We start from the raw sequence: 20946 nt of genomic DNA on the forward strand, positions 1-20946 counted from the left end.
ACACGAAAAACCTCGAAGCTTAAGATGGCTTCGAGGTTTTTTGTCTGTATGGAGTTAATGCCCCCAGAAATGCAGGATCCGTTTATACCAGCTTTTTTTATGTTTTTCGGGAGATGCCAGTATTGTATTTTGGCTATTCGGAAGGTGCTCTGTGCAGTATTCTTCAGGCTCAGTGCCTTTGACAAAATATGTTTTCCTTTTGACAGGGCAGTCTTTTGTTGCCAGTTTGCCGTTTTGAGGATTCACATATACCCCGACAACACCGCTGGGTTTTTTGAAAGGCTTTACGGGTGTATCTTCAAGGCTGGTTTCCATAAAATCAGCCCAAATTTTCTTGGCATATACGTTCTCAGCCGGATTCTCCATTTTCTTAGCCTGGTCATAACCTACCCAGACTCCCGCTGCCTGCTGCGGTGCATAACCAATCATCCAGCTATCTGTTGTGGTCGATCCGGATTTTCCGGCATACGGTCTTGTAAGCTCTGGAGCTATTGTACTGCCGGTTACTTTTGTGTATCCATTGAGCTTTTTATCAAAGACACCTGTAAGCATTTCGGTCATGACAAAGGCTTTATTCCGGTCAAGTAATTGTTCATGGTCGGTTTTTTGTTCGAAAATAACATCGCCCTTTTGATTTTCCACCCTTTTAATGAAAATAGGTGTAACATGCTTCCCGCCGTTAGCCAGCAGGCTGTAGGCGTTGACCATCTCAATCACCCGTACGCCAGAGGTGCCGAGTGCAAGTGAAGGCGAAGCATGCATTTTCGTTGTCAGTCCAAACTTCCGGATGTTTTGGACCAGAGATTTCTCACCGAGAAAAAGATTGGTTTTTACCGCAAATATATTATCCGAAAGCGCGATGGCCTGTGCCATGGTAATGTCCCCGTTGGCATATTGGCTATTGTAATTATGAGGGGTATATGTCGATTGGCCACCGTCATATTTAAATGTCGTTGCCTCGCTTTTCAGTGTGGTAGAAGGAGTGAATCCCTTCTCCAGCGCAGAATAATATAGGATCGGCTTAATGGTTGAGCCTGGCTGGCGGATAGCCTGCGTTGCCCGGTTAAATGGCGATTTATCATAATCCCTTCCGCCTGCAAGCGCCGTTACAGCGCCTGTTTTAGGATTCATAGCCACAAGTGCTGCCTGGACATTGGACTCGCTTGATATAATATCAGAAAAAGATTTTTCTGCGGCAGCCTGCGTTTTTTCGTTTAGGGTGGTATAAACCCGGAGCCCGCCAAGCTCAATCGTCCTGTCGTCCAAATGCAGCTGCGTTTTTAAAGCCTGTTTCACCGCATCCTGAAAGTAGGGAGCAATCCTGCCATGTACGGTTTCTTTTTCTCCATTAAAGGAGAGGGGGGCGCGGATTGCTGCAAGCTTTTGTTTTGTGCTGATATATTTCTTTTGAACCATGGAGGACAGAACCACTTGCTGGCGCAGCTTTGCTTTTTCCAAGTTGGCCAGTGGCGAGTACCGTGAAGGCCCCTTTGGAACACCGGCAAGCATGCTGGATTCGGCAAGTGTCAGGTCTTTTGCGTTTTTTCCATAATAATAAAGGCTCGCTGCCTGGGCTCCATAAGCTCCGTGCCCGTAGTAAATGGTATTTAAATAGCCTTCAAGAATATCTCTTTTCGAGTAATTCATTTCAAGGCGGATCGTGTAAAAGGCTTCACTTAACTTTCTTTTCCATGTTTTATCATGTCCAAGGTAAAGGTTCCGGGCATACTGCTGGGTGATGGTGCTTGCACCCTGCACCTTGGACATGGAGCGCATATCCGCCAAAACAGCGCCCGCAATCCTTTTTAAATCAAATCCCCGATGTGTATAAAACTGGCGGTCTTCAACAGCTACTGTGGCATTGATCAAATCCGGAGATATCTCTTGGATCGGGACCCAATACCGTTTTTGTCCATGGCTGGTTTCGCCGATTACCTTGCCGCTTTCGCTATAATACAAGGTAGACTGCGGCACCGCGACTGGAGGCGGCCCCAGAACTTTTGCATACATGAAAAGAGCAAGAAACATTAAAAACAGCAACAGAGCAGAGAGTGCTGTCACGATGATGAACGCGCGTATGTATTTGGTAGATCTCTTGAAACGCTCAGTAATTAGCTCCACTGTTTCCACCTCTTTTTTTGGCTATAATAATATCGTGTTCACTGCAGGCCCCGCCCGGCTCATTCATACGGGTTAAAATCTGCATGGACTTTAACGGAGCCTAAAAAACATCAATCTCCTTTCTTGCAAAGCATGCTGAATAGACGTCATGCCATTTAAGAAAAGAACTTATTAGTAAGTATGAAAAAAAACTTCCTTTTTTAAACATAAGGAAGCAGCAGACAAAAAAAATCTTGCAATTTTGCTGAATTCGTCTATACTTTTTCTAGCTAATCATGATGAAAATCGTGTCGAATTACCGGACAGAATTAAAGTCATTGTTATAGTATTGTTAGGGAATATTAATAATGTTCGTGTAAAATATAGTGAAACTTCCATCAGGGGATTTTCTTTCATCCTTTATGATGAACAATTGCCTGTTAAAACGGGATAAAATAAAAACGGATTCAAGAAAGGAAGCGGAATAATGAGCATTTGGTTTACAGAGAAACAAACAGAGAATTTTGGAATTACAATGAAAATTAACCGCACTTTACATACGGAACAAACAGATTTCCAAAAACTGGATATGGTCGAAACTGAAGAGTGGGGCAATATGCTTCTTCTTGATGACATGGTCATGACATCGACACGCGATGAATTTGTATACCATGAGATGGTGGCCCATGTGCCATTGTTTACGCATCCTAATCCTGAAAATGTATTAGTAGTGGGCGGAGGAGACGGCGGTGTGATCCGTGAAGTCCTAAAGCACCCAAGCGTGAAGAAAGCAACACTTGTGGATATTGACGGAAAAGTAATAGAGTACTCTAAAAAGTACCTTCCGGAAATTGCGGGAATGCTTGATGATCCAAGAGTGGACGTCCAAGTGGATGATGGATTTATGCATATTGCCCAAAGCGAGAACGAATATGATGTCATCATGGTTGACTCCACTGAACCAGTTGGCCCTGCTGTCAACTTATTCTCAAAAGGCTTCTATGCAGGGATTTCAAAAGCATTGAAGGAAGATGGGATTTTTGTTGCACAGACCGACAACCCTTGGTTCAAAGCGGACCTGATCAGAGACGTACAAAGAGACGTGAAGGAAATCTTCCTGATCACAAGCCTTTACACAGCGAACATCCCGACTTACCCAAGCGGCCTGTGGACATTCACAATCGGTTCTAAAAAACATGACCCGCTTCAAGTAAGCGAAGAGCGTTTCCATGAAATCGAAACAAAATACTACACAAAAGAACTTCACAAAGCTGCATTTGTTTTACCGAAATTTGTACAAGACTTAATTAAATAAAAAGCGCAAGCGCCTGTTTAGCCCTGAATAGCATAAGACGCGCAAGAATAGAAGGCGCTCTTTGCCTTCAGTTCTTGAGTGACTTATGACCTCGAAGGGCTAGGTGCTGAAGCTGGATTAAATAAAAAGCGCAAGCGCCTGTTTAGCCCTGAATAGCATAAGACGCGCAAGAATAGAAGGCGCTCTTTGCCTTCAATTCTTGAGTGACTTATGACCTCGAAGGGCTAGGTGCTGAAGCTGGATTAAATAAAGAAAACTCTGATGAAAGGGAGAGCATACTCTCCCTTTCATTTTGAAATGAAGGAGGAAAAATGATGCGTTTTGATGAAGCATACTCAGGCAATGTATTTATTAAAAGCCATTCTAATTTTGATGAAGCGGAAGCAGTCATTTATGGAATGCCTATGGATTGGACAGTCAGCTACCGTCCAGGCTCAAGGTTTGGACCGACAAGAATCAGGGAGGTTTCTATCGGCCTTGAAGAATACAGTCCATATTTGGACCGTGAGCTTGAGGAAGTAAAGTATTTTGATGCAGGCGATATTCCGCTTCCGTTCGGCAATCCGCAGCGAAGCATAGATATGATCGAAGAGTTTGTAGACAGCGTATTAGAGGCAGGGAAATTTCCGCTTGGCATGGGCGGGGAGCATTTGGTTGCCTGGCCTGTTATGAAGGCTATGTACAAGAAGTATCCGGATCTAGCCATTATCCATATGGATGCCCATACCGATCTTCGTGAAGAGTATGAAGGCGAGCCGCTTTCACATTCTACGCCAATCCGTAAAATTGCCGAGCATATCGGCCCGAAAAACGTATATTCTTTCGGAATCCGCTCCGGCATGAAGGAAGAGTTCCAGTGGGCCAAGGAAAATGGCATGCAGATCTCTAAGTTTGAAGTTTTGGAGCCATTGAAAGAAGTGCTTCCTAAACTGGCTGGACGTCCTGTATATGTCACGATTGATATTGATGTACTGGATCCTGCCCATGCTCCTGGCACAGGCACAGTGGATGCAGGCGGAATCACATCGAAAGAGCTTTTAGCATCTATCCATGAAATTGCCCGTTCTGAGGTAAAGGTAGTGGGCTGTGACTTAGTCGAAGTAGCTCCTATATATGATTCTTCCGAACAAACAGCGAATACAGCCAGCAAACTGATTCGTGAAATGATTCTGGGCTGGGTGCAAAAACGATAACAGAGGATGAATAGCGGTTTCAGCTTAGAGCTGGGACCGCTTTTACTTTTAACTAGCCGTTTTCTGCATTTCGCTTGAATTGGCTCGAATAAAGCCCAAATAGAATCGAATATCCATTAAAATGGAAGATAAAACAGCCTAGCCTGATTTTTTTTAAGGCTCTTTTCTTAAAGGTTGTTGTTTTTTAATGTGTTCTGTGAGGGGATCCCGTTGTTAAGTCAGGTTGATTGGAGCGAGCATCCTGGAGCGGAAATCAGCCGCCTTGTCCGATAGCAGCAAAGATTACGAAAACATTTTTTTATAAAAATAGTCCATATTTCAGAGGGGATTTTTAGTAGTTAGCAGAAACGTTTATAGAGGTGACATTTTGTTAACAATAATTCTCTGATGCGCGTTTTTGATATAGCTATTTTTCCTCCTTTTTAAAAGGCAGGCGGCATGCTTATTTTTCAGGTGTTGAAACTTGCCCAAAGAATATTTATACTTATAGGGTTATAAGTGTAGTGAGGAAGTGTAAAATTGACTCTTCAGGATAGCGAAAAAAAGAATATAAAGGTTACATTGCAAACAAAAATCAGAAATGGATCGGGAACGGAATCGTATGAATTAATCACCTTTGGAGCAATGTTTTTCAAAGCAGGATCTCTTTACCTTCAATATGGTGAAGAAAATGAGTACGGAAAAACGCAGACCACCATTAAATACAAAGGGCACGAAGCACTTCTGCTGAGAAATGGCGCGGTCAAGATGAGGCAGTCATTTGTGCCGGAAGAAACTGCACATGGCCATTATGAAAGCGTATATGGAACATTGGGGATGATCACTCATACAAATTCCCTTGAATACCAGTGGAATGAAGATGAAAAGGAAGGCAAGCTGGTCCTGAATTATGAATTAACCATGCAGGGCAGTGAAAAAGGATATTATGAAATGACGATTGCATTCAGGGAGGAAGCATGAAATGAACATAGTTGAACAGGTTCAGAGTAAATTAAAGCAGGAAATTAAAAATGCCGCCATCAAGGCTGGCTTGGCGGCAGAGGAACAAATTCCAGGTGTCATTCTGGAGCTTCCGAAAGATAAAACTCATGGAGATTATTCTACAAATATGGCCATGCAGCTCGCTCGTGTGGCCAAGAAAGCACCCCGTGCAATTGCTGAAGCGATTATTGAAAACTTTGACCATTCAAAAGCCTCCATTGAAAAAATTGAAATTGCAGGACCGGGATTTATCAATTTTTATATGAATAATCAGTACCTGACTGAGCTGATTCCTGTTATCTTACAAGCTGGCGATACTTATGGGGAAAGTGATTTCGGGAAAGGGGAAAAAATCCAGGTTGAGTTTGTTTCGGCTAATCCGACAGGAGATCTTCACCTTGGCCATGCCCGCGGAGCAGCGGTAGGCGATTCGCTTTGCAATGTGCTGGACAAAGCAGGTTACGATGTTTCCCGCGAATATTATATCAATGACGCAGGCAATCAGATCAATAACCTTGCCTATTCTGTAGAGGCCCGCTATTTCCAGGCGCTAGGGATGGATAAAGAAATGCCTGAGGATGGATATCATGGTGCGGATATTATCAATATCGGCAAAAAACTTGCAGAAGAATTCGGCGATAAATATGTTCATGAAGATGAAAATAGCCGTTTTGCCTTTTTCAGAGAATATGGGCTTAAATATGAAATGGGCAAACTGAAGACGGATCTTGAAAACTTCCGTGTTCCTTTTGATGTCTGGTATTCGGAAACATCTCTTTACCAAGACGGCAAAATCGATGAAGCTCTGGCTGAACTTAAGGAAAGAGGCCATATCTATGAACAGGACGGCGCAACCTGGTTCCGTTCTACAGAATTAGGCGATGACAAAGACCGGGTTTTAATCAAGCAGGATGGCTCCTATACCTACCTGACTCCGGATATTGCCTATCACCGCAATAAATTGGAACGCGGATTTGATAAGCTTATTAACATCTGGGGTGCCGACCACCACGGCTATATTCCCCGCATGAAGGCGGCAATTGAAGCACTTGGCTACAGCCGTGACCAGCTTGAGGTCGAAATCATTCAGCTTGTCCACTTATATAAAAACGGCGAGAAAATGAAAATGAGCAAACGGACTGGTAAAGCAGTGACAATGCGCGATTTGATTGAAGAAGTAGGATTGGATTCTGTCCGTTATTTCTTTGCAATGAGAAGCGCCGATACACATATGGATTTTGATTTGGATCTTGCTGTTTCCCAGTCAAATGACAATCCAGTTTATTATGCCCAGTACGCACATGCCCGTATCTCCAGCATCCTGCGCCAAGGTGAGGAGCAGAGCATCCAATATGATAAAACAGCAGACTTCTCGCTTCTTTCATCTGAAAAAGAAGTAGAGCTTCTGAAAAAACTTGGAGAATTCCCGCAGGCTATTGCAGAAGCTGCAGAAAAACGCATGCCGCATCGAATGACGAATTATATCTTTGATCTGGCTTCTGTATTCCACAGCTTCTACAATGCAGACAAAGTGCTTGATCCCGAAAACATGGATAGAAGCAAAGCTCGTCTTTCATTGGTAAAATCTGTACAGATTACACTTAAAAACGCGCTTGCTCTTATCGGAGTTTCCGCACCGGAAAAAATGTAAAATCATAATTAAAGGCAGCCAAGGCTCTAGAAGAGTCTGGCTGCCTTTTTGCATATGACTCAGGTCCCCGGGTCCCTGTCATTTCCACTCAGCAGATCCGCCCGAGATTCGTTTTACGCCTCTGATTTTGGATATGTCTTCAACAAGCTTCAGCATGGCCTGGTCCTTTTTTTTCGCTTCAATCATGAAATCAACATCCTGGTTTAGTGTCCTCAGTGCCTTTATTAAAGGCATAAGAAACTCCAAATCGACAAAGTCGGAATGGGAGCGGAATTCTTTTTCGTTTTTAGGTGATGAAACATGTATTTTAGGTATAAGGCCAGTATGCTCCCAGGTTGCAAAAATATCTGGAAGCAGGTCCTCGAAAGGTTTCTCTCCCTGATTAGCCATATAGTGATGATAATCAAAAACCATTGGGATGTTTTCATTTTGGCAGACCTTCAATGTTTCATCTGCAGTATAAGTTTTATCGTCGTTTTCCAGAGTCATCTGCTGTTTGACATGAAGGGGCAGTGCCGCAATATTTTCATAAAAGCGTGTTGTTGCCTTCGCTTTGTCACCATAGGCACCGCCAACATGGATATTGATGACAGATTCCTTCTCCACACCCATGGCACTCAGCATTTCATAATGAAATACCATATCCTTTACAGCATTAGCCGTTATGACAGGATTTGAACTTGTAAACAGGGTGAATTGGTTAGGATGGAAGCTGACACGCATGCCATACTGTTTGATGAGGCTTCCAAGCTCTTCCCATTCTTTTTTAAAAGGTTCCACAAAATCCCATTGTACCTCGGGATGTGTGGCAAGAGGAACAATCGAGCTGGAAAGGCGATACACTTCTATTTGATGTGCGGCATTATAGAGAAGGATTCTTCGTGTATTCTCAATGTTCTGCAGCGTCACTTCATGCAGTTTATTTATTCTTTCACCTTTTCCAAGCTCGCTGAATCGTTTAAAGGTAAGGGATTTTGCCGGTGAAGCATCCCATAGCAATGTTGCATTTGCAACGTATCCAAATCGTATCTTCATGTTGCCCTCCTTACAGGCAGCAGCAGCTGTCACAGAAATGGGGAGAGCAGTGCCGCAATTCTTTCCTTAATTTTAATAAAAATCCCCATATTCGCGAGCATATCTTCAGTCAATGGCCGTGAATGCTGTATATCTTCTTCAAGCAGATTTTGAACGAGGGCAATCAATGACTTATCGTAAATAAGGCAGTTCGTTTCCTGATTGAGAAACAGGCTCCTTTTATCGAAATTCGCGGTGCCGATATCACAGATTGTATCATCAGCTAACAGGATTTTTGAATGGTAAAACCCTCTCTGATATTGATAAATGTATGCTCCTTCCTTCAGCAGCACTCTAAAATAGCGGTAGGCGGCTTCTTTTACAAAAAGATGATCTGCGTTTTTGGGCACGATGATTGTTATCTTTATACCCTTAGCAAGGACTTCTCTTAAACCTGTTAATACTCTTTTGCTCGGTATAAAGTAAGGAGTGCCGATTATTATGTGCTTTTTTGCAGAGTTGAAAATTTTCAGCATCATCTCTTCAAGCCCAGCTCCATTGGTTGAAACAAACTGCTGCAGGCATTCTCCTTTGGCAAGCATGGGAAAGTATGCTTGGGGTTTTGTTATGTTCTCTTTGGCGGAAATTTCCCAGTCCTTCAGAAATTGTGTCTGCAGATCTTGCACGCCCTCCCCAGTGACCTTTATATGATAATCACGCCAAGGGGATAATTTGGGATTGCCGTTCATGTACTCCTTGCCGATGTTAAATCCCCCAAGGTAGCCGGTTTTTCCGTCAATAATGGTGATTTTCCTGTGATTGCGGGTCTGTGATGAGTAAAAAAAGAACGGAAATTGCGGAACCGCTGCGAAAGAAACATGGACGCCCATTATCCGCAGATCACGAATAAGAAGATGGCTGATATCCTTGCTTCCGATACGGTCAAGCAATAGACGGACCTCGATGCCGGCTTTCGCTTTTTCCATAAGCAGCCGGAGGAAATCCATGCTGAATGCATCCCTTTTGACCGTAAAAAAAAGAATATGAATGCTTTTTTGGGCTTGCCTGATATCTTCAAAGAAATCGCCGAAAAAAGAGGGGCCATTTGTAAATATGGAAATACTGCTGTGGCGGAAAGGGAACTTTTCCGCCGTTTTGCCGCATGCAGCATGCTTTTTTCTGCCCAAATTAAAATCTGCAGCCATCCAGCTGAAGATTCCTATTAGGAAAAGCAGGGCCTTTCCAAGTTTTTTCATGAAAACATCTCCTTCAATCCCGGAATATTATGAGGTTAGTTTGCTCTGCCGCATGATGCCTAATCCCCGTTAAATAAACTCAGTAGAGAATTGGCAGGATGAAGGTGATCAGCCATGATAAGATTTTGAAAAAAAGTATGTAAAAGTGAAAAGAATTCGTTGACTGAATGCTCATTCATTATATAATGGAAGTAACCAATATCAGAAAAATTTTACTGTTTCAACTATTGTGGCGGCAGGAGTGCCAACATTCAACAAAGGAGGGCGCAAACATTGAATACATTGCTTTGGATCAACTTAATCGCATTCATTATTGTAACCGCTTACGCAATCAGCTTGTTTGTTTACTTGATCAAAACGAGAATTGCTTATATTAAGCTGGGGAAAAAAGTGGAATTCGATAACCGTGTCAAAGAAAGACTGGAGAAAATATGGGTATATGTATTTGGCCAAAAGAAGCTCTTGAAGGATAAGAAAAGCGGAGCGATTCATGTGATGTTTTTCTACGGATTCATTTTGGTTCAGTTTGGTGCGATTGATTTCATTATCAAGGGAATTTCCCCAGGCTCGCATTTGCCATTTGGGCCAGTATATCCAGCTTTTACATTTTTTCAGGAAATTGTAACACTTGTCATTCTTGTTGCAGTAGTATGGGCTTTTTACCGCAGATATATCGAAAAGCTAGTCCGCTTGAAAAGGGGCTTTAAGGCAGGTCTAGTATTGATTTTCATCGGAGGGCTTATGGTATCTGTCCTGCTTGGGAACGGAATGGGCCTAATCTGGCACAATGAAGCTGCTTCCTGGTCTGAACCTGTTGCCTCTGGCATTGCATCTTTAACCAGATGGATGGGACATTCAGCGGCTATTACGGTTTTCTATATAGCCTGGTGGATGCATTTAATCTTTTTATTATCCTTCCTGGTTTATGTACCTCAGTCCAAACACGCGCATTTAATTGCCGGACCGGCGAATGTTTATCTGAATCGCATGGATAACCCGGGCAAGTTAAAGGCGGTAGATTTTGAAGATGAGTCACAGGAGTCATTTGGTGCCGGAAGAATTGAAGATTTTACTCAATACCAACTAATTGATCTTTATGCTTGTGTGGAATGCGGACGCTGTACAAATATGTGTCCGGCAACCGGCACAGGAAAAATGCTGTCGCCGATGGATATCATTATTAAAATGCGTGACCATTTAACCAACACAGGAGCAGTGGTTACAGCTAAGCAGCCATGGGTTCCGTCCTTTGTATTCGGACATACAAAGGGAAATCAGCTGGCTCTTGCCGGTGCCCATGAGGGTGTCCAGGAGTCTGCTGCTGCGACAGAGATTTATAACCCGAGCCTGATAGGAGAAGTCATTACCGAAGAAGAGCTTTGGGCATGCACGACCTGCCGGAATTGCGAAGATCAGTGTCCGGTCATGAACGAGCATGTTGATAAAATCATCGATATGCGCCGCTATCTGGTGCTTACGGAAGGAAAAATGAACCCTGATGCACAGCGCGCCATGCAGAATATTGAGCGCCAGGGCAACCCATGGGGATTGAACCGCAAGGAAAAAGAAGACTGGAGAGAAATAAGAGACGATGTCCATATTCCGACGGTCAAAGAGATGAAAAAGGCTGATGAGGAGTTTGAATACCTGTTCTGGGTTGGTTCCATGGGATCTTACGACAACCGCAGCCAAAAGATTGCCTTGTCCTTTGCAAAATTGCTCAATGAGGCGGGTGTGAAGTTTGCCATTCTCGGCAACAAGGAGAAAAACTCTGGAGATACGCCTCGACGGCTGGGCAATGAATTCATCTTCCAGGAGCTTGCTGCCAAAAACATCGAGGAGTTCCAGAAGAATGAAGTGAAGAAGATCGTAACCATCGATCCTCATGCTTATAATATATTTAAAAATGAATATCCTGACTTTGGACTTGAGGCTGAAGTGTATCACCATACCGAGCTTTTGGCACAGCTTGTCAAGGACGGTCTTCTTACTCCAAAGCACGCGGTAAATGAAACCATCACGTTCCATGATTCGTGTTACCTTGGCCGCTACAATGAGGTTTATGATGCCCCGAGGGATATCTTGAAATCCATACCAGGAGTTAAGCTTGTCGAAATGGAACGAAACCGTGAAAAAGGAATGTGCTGCGGAGCGGGCGGCGGCTTGATGTGGATGGAAGAGGAAACCGGCAACCGCATCAATGTAGCCAGGACTGAGCAGGCACTCCAAGTGAACCCATCCGTCATCAGCTCTGGCTGCCCTTACTGCCTGACAATGATAACAGATGGTACAAAAGCGAAGGAAGTAGAAGAAGACGTAAAAACGTATGATGTCGCAGAATTATTGGAGAAATCCGTAATTGGCGAAGGCAAAAACCTGGCGTCTTAAATACCGCACAACCAATAGATTTGAATAAAGGATGAAGGCCTGTTTCTAAAAATAATATTTTTATTTTGGAAGCAGGCCTTTCATGTAATTCTAGCTTCGCAAGCTGACCAAGGCGCTTCCGCTTTTTGTTACTTTATTATTTAAATTTTTCTTTATATTGTGTAAACTATAGTAAAGCGCTTACATTGGATGATGTTTTTTTGGCTGGATTTCGAGCGAGCGTTCAGTCAACGCTTGCTAATCGGCAAATCTTAGGATTTTCGGCTGGATGAGAGAAAAACTGGATTGAAATTAGAGGAGGAACCCATTATGGCTAAAACAGTTATTGTCAGCGGAGTGAGAACACCATTTGGAAAGTTTGGCGGAGGATTAAGCAGTTTTACAGCATCAGAGCTTGGAGGATTTGCCATTAAAGAGGCATTGGAGCGTGCCGGAATTTCAGGCAGCCAGGTAGATGAAGTAATCATGGGGAATGTTCTTCAGGCAGGACAGGGGCAAATTCCTTCCAGGCAGGCAGCCAGGCATGCAGGCATTCCTTGGGAAGTTAAAACAGAAACGATCAATAAGGTGTGTGCATCAGGGCTAAGAAGCGTGACGCTTGCGGATCAGATTATCCGCCTTGGAGATGAAGAGGTTATCGTGGCAGGCGGCATGGAATCTATGAGCAATGCGCCGTATTTCCTTCCGAAAGCCAGATGGGGACTTCGTATGGGAGATGCTCCTTTGAAGGATTTGATGATTCATGACGGCCTTAGCTGCAGCTTTACGGGTGCCCACATGGGAACCTATGGAAACAGCACGGCAGAAGAACTTGGACTGACAAGAGAGGAACAGGATGATTGGTCATACAGAAGCCATCAAAGGGCCATTTCTGCAATAGAAGGAGGGATTTTTGCAGAGGAAATTGTCCCTGTAACCGTTCCTGTCCGAAAGGGAGAGCCGGTTATCGTCGAGCATGATGAAGCACCCCGCAGAGACACTTCAGTTGAAAAGCTTGCGAAGCTTGGACCAGCATTTAATAACGAAGGCAGCATAACAGCCGGAAATGCTCCGGGAGTGAATGATGGTGCCGGGGCGCTTGTATTGATGAGTGAGGAACGTGCCCAAAAAGAAGGGAAAAAGCCAGAGGCATATATTATCGGGCATGCGGAGGTAGCTGTTGAAGCGAAGGATTTCCCGAAAACTCCTGGGCTGGTTATTAACGCCATTTTAGAAAAAACAGGGAAGAAATTAGAGGAAATTGACCTTTTTGAAATAAATGAAGCGTTTGCCGCAGTGGCTCTTGCAAGCGGAAAGCTGGCAAGCACAGATCCTGAAAAAGTCAATGTGAATGGCGGGGCAGTTGCGCTCGGGCATCCAATCGGAGCAAGCGGAGCAAGAATTATCATTACCTTGATGCATGAATTAAAGCGCCGGGGCGGCGGAGTTGGAATAGCGGCAATCTGCAGCGGAGGCGGGCAGGGAGATGCCATTATGATTGAGGTCCCAAAAGGCTGATTGTAAGCATAATTGAACGACTATAAAGCTGCATGATGTAAATCCACTCGTCTTTAAGGAGGCATATCCATGAATATTAATAAAGTTATGGTGATAGGGGCAGGGCAAATGGGATCGGGAATTGCCCAGGTCTTTGCCATGAGCGGCTATCAAGTGATTCTGCATGACCTGAAGCCTGAGTTTGCAGAAAAAGGCTTATCAGTTATAGAAAAAAACCTGATTCGCCAAACCTCAAAAGGAAAAATGACAGAGGAAGACCGAGATAAGGCGCTATCCCGTCTTGAACTGTCCTCAGATCTGCAAAATGCGCAGCATGCTGATCTGGTCATAGAGGCAGCCATTGAGAATATGGACATCAAGTCAAAGCTTTTCTCAGAACTGGACAAAATTGCTCCAGAGCATGCGATTTTAGCTACTAATACATCATCCCTTCCAATTACTGAAATTGCTGCTGCCACAACAAGGCCGGAGAAGGTAATCGGCATGCATTTCATGAATCCTGTTCCTGTTATGAAGCTCGTGGAAATCATCCGCGGCCTGGCTACTGCGGATGATGTCTACACGCTTATTCATGAAACAGCTCTATCGCTAAAAAAGGTTCCTGTTGAAGTAAATGACTTTCCGGGATTTGTTTCCAACAGGATCTTAATGCCGATGATCAATGAAGCGGTTTACACCCTATATGAAGGCGTCGCATCAAAAGAGGCGATCGATGATGTGATGAAGCTTGGAATGAACCACCCGATGGGACCGCTTACACTAGCTGACTTTATCGGATTGGATACCTGTTTATATATCATGGAGACTTTACATGAGGGGTTTGGGGATGACAAATACCGTCCTTGCCCGCTGCTGAGGAAATATGTAAAAGCAGGATGGCTTGGCAAAAAAACTGGCCGCGGTTTTTATAACTATGACGAACAGGCATAGAGTTTGCATCTGAGGGAGGCACGTATGAACTTTCAATTAAATGAAGAACAAAACATGATGCGGAAAATGGTGCGGGATTTTGCTAAGAAGGAAATCGAGCCGTTTATAGGGGAAATGGAAGCGGGTGTGTTTCCAAGATCAATCGTTAAAAGAATGGGTGAGTTAGGCCTGATGGGGATTCCAGTTCCAGAAGAGTATGGCGGAGCAGGAATGGATTATATGTCGTACATCATTGCGATTCATGAAATCTCGAAGGTAAGCCCTACAGTCGGTGTTATTCTTTCCGTCCATACCTCTGTAGGAACGAACCCGATTCTTTACTTTGGCACAGACGAACAAAAGAAAAGGTTTGTTCCAAAGCTTGCTTCAGGGAAATATCTAGGCGCGTTTGCTTTGACTGAGCCAAGTGCCGGATCAGATGCAGCCAACCTGAAGACGAGGGCAATAAAAGAAGACGGCCATTACAGGCTTAACGGCTCCAAGGTATTTATTACAAATGGCGGGGAAGCTGACATTTACATTGTTTTTGCCTCAACAAGCCCTTCAGATAAAAGCAGGGGAATTTCAGCGTTCATTGTAGAAAAAGACACACCAGGGCTAATCATCGGAAAAGATGAACATAAAATGGGATTGCTTGGCTCAAGGACTGTCCAGCTTACATTTGAAGATATGAGAGTGCCTGCTGGGAATATGCTTGGAGATGAAGGCGACGGCTATAAGATTGCCATGGCCAATCTGAATGCAGGGAGAATAGGCATTGCCACCCAGGCACTCGGCATTGCCGAGGGGGCATACGAATATGCAGTTCAGTATGCGAAAGAGCGTGTGCAGTTCGGAAAACCAATTTCCTATCTTCAGGGAGTGGGCTTTAAGCTTGCAGAAATGGCCACAAGTGTTGAAGCTGCAAGGCTGCTTGTATATCATGCGGCATATTTAAGATCCCAAGGTTTGCCGTGCGGAAAAGAGGCCTCCATGGCCAAGCTTTTTGCCTCAAGAACAGCAGTGGAGGTTACAAGCGAAGCTGTTCAGGTATATGGAGGTTACGGATATACAAAGGATTATCCGGTTGAAAGGTACTTCCGGGACGCTAAAATCACAGAAATCTATGAAGGCACCAGTGAAATACAGCGGATTGTGATCAGCAAGCATCTGTAGAACGGTGACTAAAGCTAAAATATGATAATGGGGGACTTATAGATGCAATTCAAACTAACAGAAGAACATGAAATGATTCGTAAAATGGTACGCGATTTTGCAAGGAATGAAGTGGCCCCGACAGCGGCGGAACGTGATGAAGAAGAAAGATTCGATCGTGAAATTTTCGATAAAATGGCCGAACTGGGATTGACAGGCATTCCATGGCCGGAGGAATACGGCGGCATAGGCAGTGACTTTCTTGCCTATTGCATTGCAGTTGAAGAACTTTCACGCGTATGTGCCTCTACAGGGGTGACTCTATCAGCACACACGTCGCTTGCTGGATGGCCAATCTTTAAATTTGGTTCTGAAGAACAAAAACAAAAATATCTCCGTCCTATGGCACAGGGAGAAAAAATCGGTGCTTACGGACTGACAGAACCGGGCTCAGGCTCGGATGCAGGCGGCATGAGAACGACTGCCAGACTGGATGGAGATCATTATATCCTAAATGGATCGAAAATTTTTATCACAAATGGCGGCATTGCCGATACCTATGTGGTGTTTGCCCTTACTGATCCGGAATCCAAACAAAAAGGCACGAGTGCTTTTATCGTGGAAAAAGATTTTGCAGGATTCAGTGTCGGCAAAAAAGAAAAGAAACTCGGCATCCGTTCATCACCGACAACTGAGATTATTTTTGAAGATTGCAGAGTGCCGAAAGAAAACCTTCTTGGAAAAGAAGGTGAAGGCTTTAAAATTGCAATGATGACTCTTGACGGCGGAAGAAACGGAATTGCGGCCCAAGCGGTAGGAATTGCTCAAGGTGCATTAGATGCAGCCATAGATTATGCAAAGGAACGCGAGCAATTCGGCAAGCCGATTGCAGCACAGCAGGGGATTGGCTTTAAGCTTGCAGAAATGGCCACGAGCGTTGAAGCGTCAAGGCTATTGACGTATCAGGCAGCATGGCTTGAATCCGAAGGGCTTCCTTACGGAAAGGAATCGGCTATGTCTAAATTATTCGCCGGTGATGCGGCCATGAAAGTGACCACGGAAGCGGTTCAGGTGTTCGGTGGCTATGGCTATACGAAAGACTATCCGGTAGAACGCTATATGAGAGATGCAAAAATCACACAAATCTATGAAGGCACTCAAGAAATCCAAAAGCTTGTTATCTCAAGAATGATCACAAAATAACATCCATTTTAAGTGAAACTTCTGCAAGCGGAAGTTTCACTGTTTAGCTAATGTTGCATGTTTAACGCCTTGGAGATTCATTAAAGGCCGTTTTTAGAGAAAGAGGCATCTATCAAGGCTGAAGGTGGTGCTGTATGAAAAAGAGAGAAGTTCATGCCTCTGTCAAAGATGAGCGCCTCGTCAGTATGAGACGAAATCAAATGATCAAGGGCGCCGTAACTCTGTTTAAGGAAAAAGGATTTCACAGGACCACAACGCGCGAAATTGCAAAAGCATCCGGTTTTAGCATCGGCACTCTTTACGAGTACATACGTACAAAGGAAGATGTGCTGTATCTTGTATGCGATTTCATCTACGATGAGGTCAAAGAAAGGCTGCAGAAGGAATTGGAATATAATAGCGGCACCATTGAAAGCCTGAAGCGGACAATTTCTTATTTTTTTCAAGTGATGGATGATATGCAGGATGAAGTGCTTGTGATGTATCAGGAGGTTAAATCCTTAACAAGGGATGCGCTGCCATATGTTCTGAATAAGGAGCTTGAGATGGTGGGGATGTTTGAGAAGGTCATTACCCGATGTGTGGAAAATGGCGAGCTTCAATTATCAGACCAGCAAATAAAAATCGTTTCCCACAACATATTTGTGCAGGGCCAAATGTGGAGTTTCCGGAGATGGGCTCTCCATAAACTGTTTTCGTTAGAGGAGTACATTGAACTTCAGACTGAAATGCTGATCAGGGGTTTATTTTTAAAAAATGCAGATTCTGACTTTTACCCTAAGGAGGGGCAAAATGAGCACAGTGGAAGCTTATAAACCAAAAAATCATATTCGTTTTGTCACGGCCTCGAGTTTATTTGATGGTCATGATGCTTCAATTAACATTATGAGAAGAATCCTTCAATCAAGCGGGGCGGAGGTCATCCATCTTGGACATAACCGTTCTGTTGAAGAGGTGGTCAGCGCCGCCATCCAGGAAGATGTGCAGGGCATTGCCATGTCTTCCTATCAAGGCGGGCATGTTGAGTATTTTAAATATATGTATGACCTTCTAAAAGAGCGGGGCGCCTCGCATATCCGCATCTATGGAGGAGGCGGAGGCGTTATCATTCCGCGTGAAATCCAGGAACTTCATGAATATGGGATTGCCCGTATTTTTTCGCCGGAGGATGGAAGGACAAACGGGCTTCAGGGCATGATTAATAAAATGCTTGAGGAATGCGACTTCCCGACAGTCAATCCTTCTATTTCTGGACAGCTCGATGAACTTAAATCAGGCAATACAGGTGCTGTAGCCAGATTTATAACACTAGCTGAAAACCGGCTGGATGCCGCTGATGAAACAGCAGCTGCTGCTGAAGGTCTTCTTGAGCAAATTAAGAATGCAGCTAATCAAGTGCCCGTTATCGGTATTACAGGAACAGGCGGTGCCGGAAAAAGTTCATTAACGGATGAACTGATCCGCAGGTTCATTAATGAGATTCCCGAGAAAACCGTAGCCATCCTCTCCATTGATCCAACCAAGCAAAAAACCGGCGGAGCACTCCTTGGCGACCGCATTCGAATGAATGCTATTTTCTCAAACCGGGTTTATATGAGAAGTCTTGCAACACGCCATTCCAAAAGCGAGCTTTCCCTTGCCATCAGGGATGCCATTTCAGTAGTAAAAGCTGCAGGCTATGATCTGGTTATCGTAGAGACGAGCGGTATTGGCCAGGGTGACGCGGAAATAGCAGATATCTGCGATGTTTCATTGTATGTGATGACAAGTGAGTTTGGGGCTCCTTCTCAGCTTGAAAAAATCGACATGATTGATTATGCCGATTTGATTGTCATTAATAAGTACGAGCGCAAAGGATCTGAAGATGCGAAAAGCCAGGTGCAAAAGCAATACCAGAGAAGCCATGTACTTTTTGATGAAGATCCTGGCCGGATGCCTGTTTATGGGACCATTGCTTCACAGTTTAATGATGCAGGCACCAACGCACTATTTGCTGCATTGGTGGAAAAGGTAAATGAAAAAACGGGAACAAATTGGGGCACATCTTTCTCCAAGGATGCTGATGTTCAAAAGCAGAACATGATTATTCCGAATGACCGAAGATATTATCTGCGTGAAATTGCTGAAGCGGTAAGGAACTATCATAAGCAGTCACAGCAGCAGTCACAAGTGGCGAGACGGATCTTTCAGCTGGAGGGTGCCATTGCTGCGGTTAGAGAGCAGGGAAACAGTGAAAGTATCATTCAATCTCTGGAATCACTAAAAGAAGAGACGGCTTCCGGACTGAGTGCAGAATCAAGGAGAATCCTGGAGGAGTGGACAGCGTTTAAAGAAAAGTATTCCGGTGACCGTCTGGTTACAAAGGTTCGTGACAAGGAGATTGTCACAGAGCTAAAAACAAAAAGCCTTTCAGGCCTCCTTATTCCAAAGGTTTCTCTTCCGCGCTATGCAGATTATGGCGAAATTCTGAGCTGGGTGTACCGTGAAAATGTGCCGGGCTATTTCCCTTATACAGCGGGTGTATTTCCGTTTAAACGAGAGGGAGAGGATCCGAAGAGGCAGTTTGCCGGCGAAGGCTCTCCGGACCGGACCAACAAACGGTTCCACTATCTTTCAAAGGATGACAATGCAAAAAGGCTGAGCACAGCATTTGATTCTGTAACGCTTTACGGAGAGGACCCGGATTACAGGCCGGATATTTACGGAAAGGTTGGAGAAAGCGGCGTCAGCATTTGTACACTGGATGATATGAAAAAGCTCTATGCAGGATTTGACCTCTGCCATCCTTCAACTTCGGTATCCATGACCATCAATGGCCCGGCGCCAATCATTCTGGCCATGTATATGAACACAGCTATTGAGCAGCAGGCGGAGAAGAAAGAGGCCGAGCTTGGACGGAAGCTGACGGAAACGGAATTTGCAGAGGTGAAGGCCTTCACGCTTCAAACAGTCAGAGGGACAGTCCAGGCAGATATCCTGAAGGAGGATCAAGGGCAGAACACGTGTATCTTCTCTACTGAATTTGCGCTGAGGATGATGGGAGATATCCAGGAATACTTTATCAATCATAAAGTGCGGAATTATTATTCTGTCTCTATTTCCGGCTATCATATTGCGGAAGCAGGTGCAAACCCGATATCCCAATTGGCCTTTACCCTGGCAAATGGATTTACGTATGTGGAATATTACTTAAGCAGAGGCATGAATATTGATGACTTTGCTCCAAATCTATCATTCTTCTTTTCAAATGGCCTTGACCCGGAATACAGTGTAATCGGCCGTGTGGCGCGCCGAATCTGGGCTACAGTGATGAAGAATAAATACGGAGCCAATGAGCGGAGCCAGAAGCTGAAATATCATATCCAGACCTCTGGGCGTTCTCTGCATGCCCAGGAGATTGATTTCAACGATATCAGAACCACTCTGCAGGCTCTGATGGCCCTGCAGGACAATTGTAATTCACTTCATACAAATGCTTATGATGAAGCCATAACAACTCCTACAGAGGAATCAGTGCGGCGGGCGATGGCCATCCAGATGATTATTACAAAAGAGCATGGCCTGTCCAAGAACGAAAACCCGCTTCAGGGAGCATTTATCGTGGAAGAACTGACAGATCTGGTGGAGGAGGCCGTGCTTCAGGAGTTTGACCGGATCAATGACAGAGGCGGAGTTCTTGGGGCAATGGAAACCCAATATCAGCGCGGAAAAATTCAGGATGAATCCATGCATTATGAAATGAAAAAGCATTCCGGAGAACTTCCGATCATCGGAGTGAACACCTATCTTAATCCAAACCCTCCTTCTGAAGAAGCGATGAACTCAATGGAAATTGCCCGTGCGACTAGGGAGGAAAAGGAAATGCAAATCACCAATTTGCGTAATTTCCAAAATGCAAACAGCAGCCAGTATGAAGAGTCGATAAAAAGATTGAAAGCAGCTGCCGTACAGGGTGAAAATATCTTTGCCGAATTGATGGATTGCGTAAAAACAGCAAGCCTTGGCCAAATCACGCATGCACTCTATGAGGTTGGCGGCCAGTACAGAAGGAATATGTAAAAAGCCATGTAAGTGCCGGCTAAAAAAGTGCGGAGTCCGGCTTGAAGCAGAAAACGGACACCTGCAGCTAAAATCAGCAGGTAATTCCAAGTAAACGATATCGATAGAAAAAGCAGTGGAAATTGACTTCCATTGCTTTTTTTAGACTCTATTAATGTTCTATGTGTTTGTTTGCCCATTGCTGATCTGCCTGCATTGTTTGCAGGCGCCTGAAGCCGAAATAAT

General features: G+C 44.3%; 14 protein-coding genes. 11 read left to right on the forward strand and 3 right to left on the reverse strand.

Annotated features, from left to right (window positions below):
* Positions 1-54: 54 nt before the first annotated feature.
* Positions 55-2121 (reverse strand): transglycosylase domain-containing protein, encoded by a 2067-nt coding sequence (locus BIV59_RS08520; RefSeq protein WP_071351046.1) that lies wholly within the window; start codon positions 2119-2121, stop codon positions 55-57.
* Between the two features lie 466 nt (positions 2122-2587).
* On the opposite strand from BIV59_RS08520, the gene speE reads away from it, so the two are divergent.
* The 4 genes from speE (at position 2588) to argS (ending at position 7240) form a co-directional block, all read left to right on the forward strand.
* Entirely contained in the window at positions 2588-3415 is an 828-nt protein-coding gene (speE, locus tag BIV59_RS08525; RefSeq protein ID WP_071351047.1) for a spermidine synthase, read from the forward strand.
* 314 nt (positions 3416-3729) lie between these two features.
* The gene (gene speB, locus BIV59_RS08530; protein ID WP_071351048.1) at positions 3730-4608 is read left to right on the forward strand and encodes an agmatinase; all 879 of its coding nucleotides are present in this window, start codon (positions 3730-3732) and stop codon (positions 4606-4608) included.
* A gap of 519 nt (positions 4609-5127) precedes the next feature.
* Positions 5128-5568 (forward strand): YwiB family protein, encoded by a 441-nt coding sequence (locus BIV59_RS08535; protein WP_071351049.1) that lies wholly within the window; start codon positions 5128-5130, stop codon positions 5566-5568.
* A gap of 1 nt (position 5569) precedes the next feature.
* The gene (gene argS, locus BIV59_RS08540; protein ID WP_071351050.1) at positions 5570-7240 is read left to right on the forward strand and encodes an arginine--tRNA ligase; all 1671 of its coding nucleotides are present in this window, start codon (positions 5570-5572) and stop codon (positions 7238-7240) included.
* Between the two features lie 78 nt (positions 7241-7318).
* Here the strand turns inward: argS and uvsE are convergent, their stop codons facing one another.
* The gene (gene uvsE / locus BIV59_RS08545) at positions 7319-8275 is read right to left on the reverse strand and encodes a UV DNA damage repair endonuclease UvsE (RefSeq protein WP_071351051.1); all 957 of its coding nucleotides are present in this window, start codon (positions 8273-8275) and stop codon (positions 7319-7321) included.
* Positions 8276-8304: 29 nt separating this feature from the next.
* The gene (cls, locus tag BIV59_RS08550; protein ID WP_071351052.1) at positions 8305-9510 is read right to left on the reverse strand and encodes a cardiolipin synthase; all 1206 of its coding nucleotides are present in this window, start codon (positions 9508-9510) and stop codon (positions 8305-8307) included.
* 273 nt (positions 9511-9783) lie between these two features.
* Between cls and BIV59_RS08555 the strand changes: the two genes are divergently transcribed.
* The 7 genes from BIV59_RS08555 (at position 9784) to icmF (ending at position 20721) form a co-directional block, all read left to right on the forward strand.
* Entirely contained in the window at positions 9784-11898 is a 2115-nt protein-coding gene (locus BIV59_RS08555) for a (Fe-S)-binding protein (RefSeq protein WP_071351053.1), read from the forward strand.
* A 309-nt stretch (positions 11899-12207) separates the two neighbouring features.
* On the forward strand, positions 12208-13395 hold the full coding sequence (locus BIV59_RS08560; RefSeq protein WP_071351054.1) for an acetyl-CoA C-acetyltransferase: 1188 nt from the start codon (positions 12208-12210) through the stop codon (positions 13393-13395).
* Between the two features lie 69 nt (positions 13396-13464).
* On the forward strand, positions 13465-14325 hold the full coding sequence (locus BIV59_RS08565; RefSeq protein ID WP_071351055.1) for a 3-hydroxybutyryl-CoA dehydrogenase: 861 nt from the start codon (positions 13465-13467) through the stop codon (positions 14323-14325).
* 24 nt (positions 14326-14349) lie between these two features.
* Positions 14350-15480: an acyl-CoA dehydrogenase gene (locus BIV59_RS08570; RefSeq protein WP_071351056.1), complete on the forward strand. Its 1131-nt coding sequence runs from the start codon at positions 14350-14352 to the stop codon at positions 15478-15480.
* Positions 15481-15522: 42 nt separating this feature from the next.
* A complete protein-coding gene (locus tag BIV59_RS08575; protein ID WP_071351057.1) occupies positions 15523-16662 on the forward strand; it encodes an acyl-CoA dehydrogenase in 1140 nt (379 codons plus the stop codon).
* A gap of 134 nt (positions 16663-16796) precedes the next feature.
* Positions 16797-17477 carry a TetR/AcrR family transcriptional regulator gene (locus BIV59_RS08580; protein WP_071351058.1) on the forward strand — a complete coding sequence of 227 codons (681 nt, stop codon included), beginning with the start codon at positions 16797-16799 and terminating at the stop codon, positions 17475-17477.
* Positions 17455-20721 carry a fused isobutyryl-CoA mutase/GTPase IcmF gene (gene icmF, locus BIV59_RS08585; protein WP_071351059.1) on the forward strand — a complete coding sequence of 1089 codons (3267 nt, stop codon included), beginning with the start codon at positions 17455-17457 and terminating at the stop codon, positions 20719-20721. Before BIV59_RS08580 ends, icmF begins: the two co-directional genes overlap by 23 nt.
* Positions 20722-20946 lie beyond the last annotated feature (225 nt).

Source organism: Bacillus sp. MUM 13 (genome assembly GCF_001866725.1).
In the GTDB taxonomy this organism is placed as follows: domain Bacteria; phylum Bacillota; class Bacilli; order Bacillales; family DSM-1321; genus Peribacillus.

Excerpts from the sequence above, each read along its gene's own strand:
- speE (WP_071351047.1), top strand. The coding sequence starts at position 2,588 with ATGAGCATTTGGTTTACAGAGAAACAAACAGAGAATTTTGGAATTACA.
- argS (WP_071351050.1), top strand. The coding sequence starts at position 5,570 with ATGAACATAGTTGAACAGGTTCAGAGTAAATTAAAGCAGGAAATTAAA.
- BIV59_RS08575 (WP_071351057.1), top strand. The coding sequence starts at position 15,523 with ATGCAATTCAAACTAACAGAAGAACATGAAATGATTCGTAAAATGGTA.
- uvsE (WP_071351051.1), bottom strand. The coding sequence starts at position 8,275 with ATGAAGATACGATTTGGATACGTTGCAAATGCAACATTGCTATGGGAT.
- BIV59_RS08580 (WP_071351058.1), top strand. The coding sequence starts at position 16,797 with ATGAAAAAGAGAGAAGTTCATGCCTCTGTCAAAGATGAGCGCCTCGTC.
- BIV59_RS08560 (WP_071351054.1), top strand. The coding sequence starts at position 12,208 with ATGGCTAAAACAGTTATTGTCAGCGGAGTGAGAACACCATTTGGAAAG.
- icmF (WP_071351059.1), top strand. The coding sequence starts at position 17,455 with ATGAGCACAGTGGAAGCTTATAAACCAAAAAATCATATTCGTTTTGTC.
- speB (WP_071351048.1), top strand. The coding sequence starts at position 3,730 with ATGCGTTTTGATGAAGCATACTCAGGCAATGTATTTATTAAAAGCCAT.
- BIV59_RS08565 (WP_071351055.1), top strand. The coding sequence starts at position 13,465 with ATGAATATTAATAAAGTTATGGTGATAGGGGCAGGGCAAATGGGATCG.
- cls (WP_071351052.1), bottom strand. The coding sequence starts at position 9,510 with ATGAAAAAACTTGGAAAGGCCCTGCTTTTCCTAATAGGAATCTTCAGC.
- BIV59_RS08570 (WP_071351056.1), top strand. The coding sequence starts at position 14,350 with ATGAACTTTCAATTAAATGAAGAACAAAACATGATGCGGAAAATGGTG.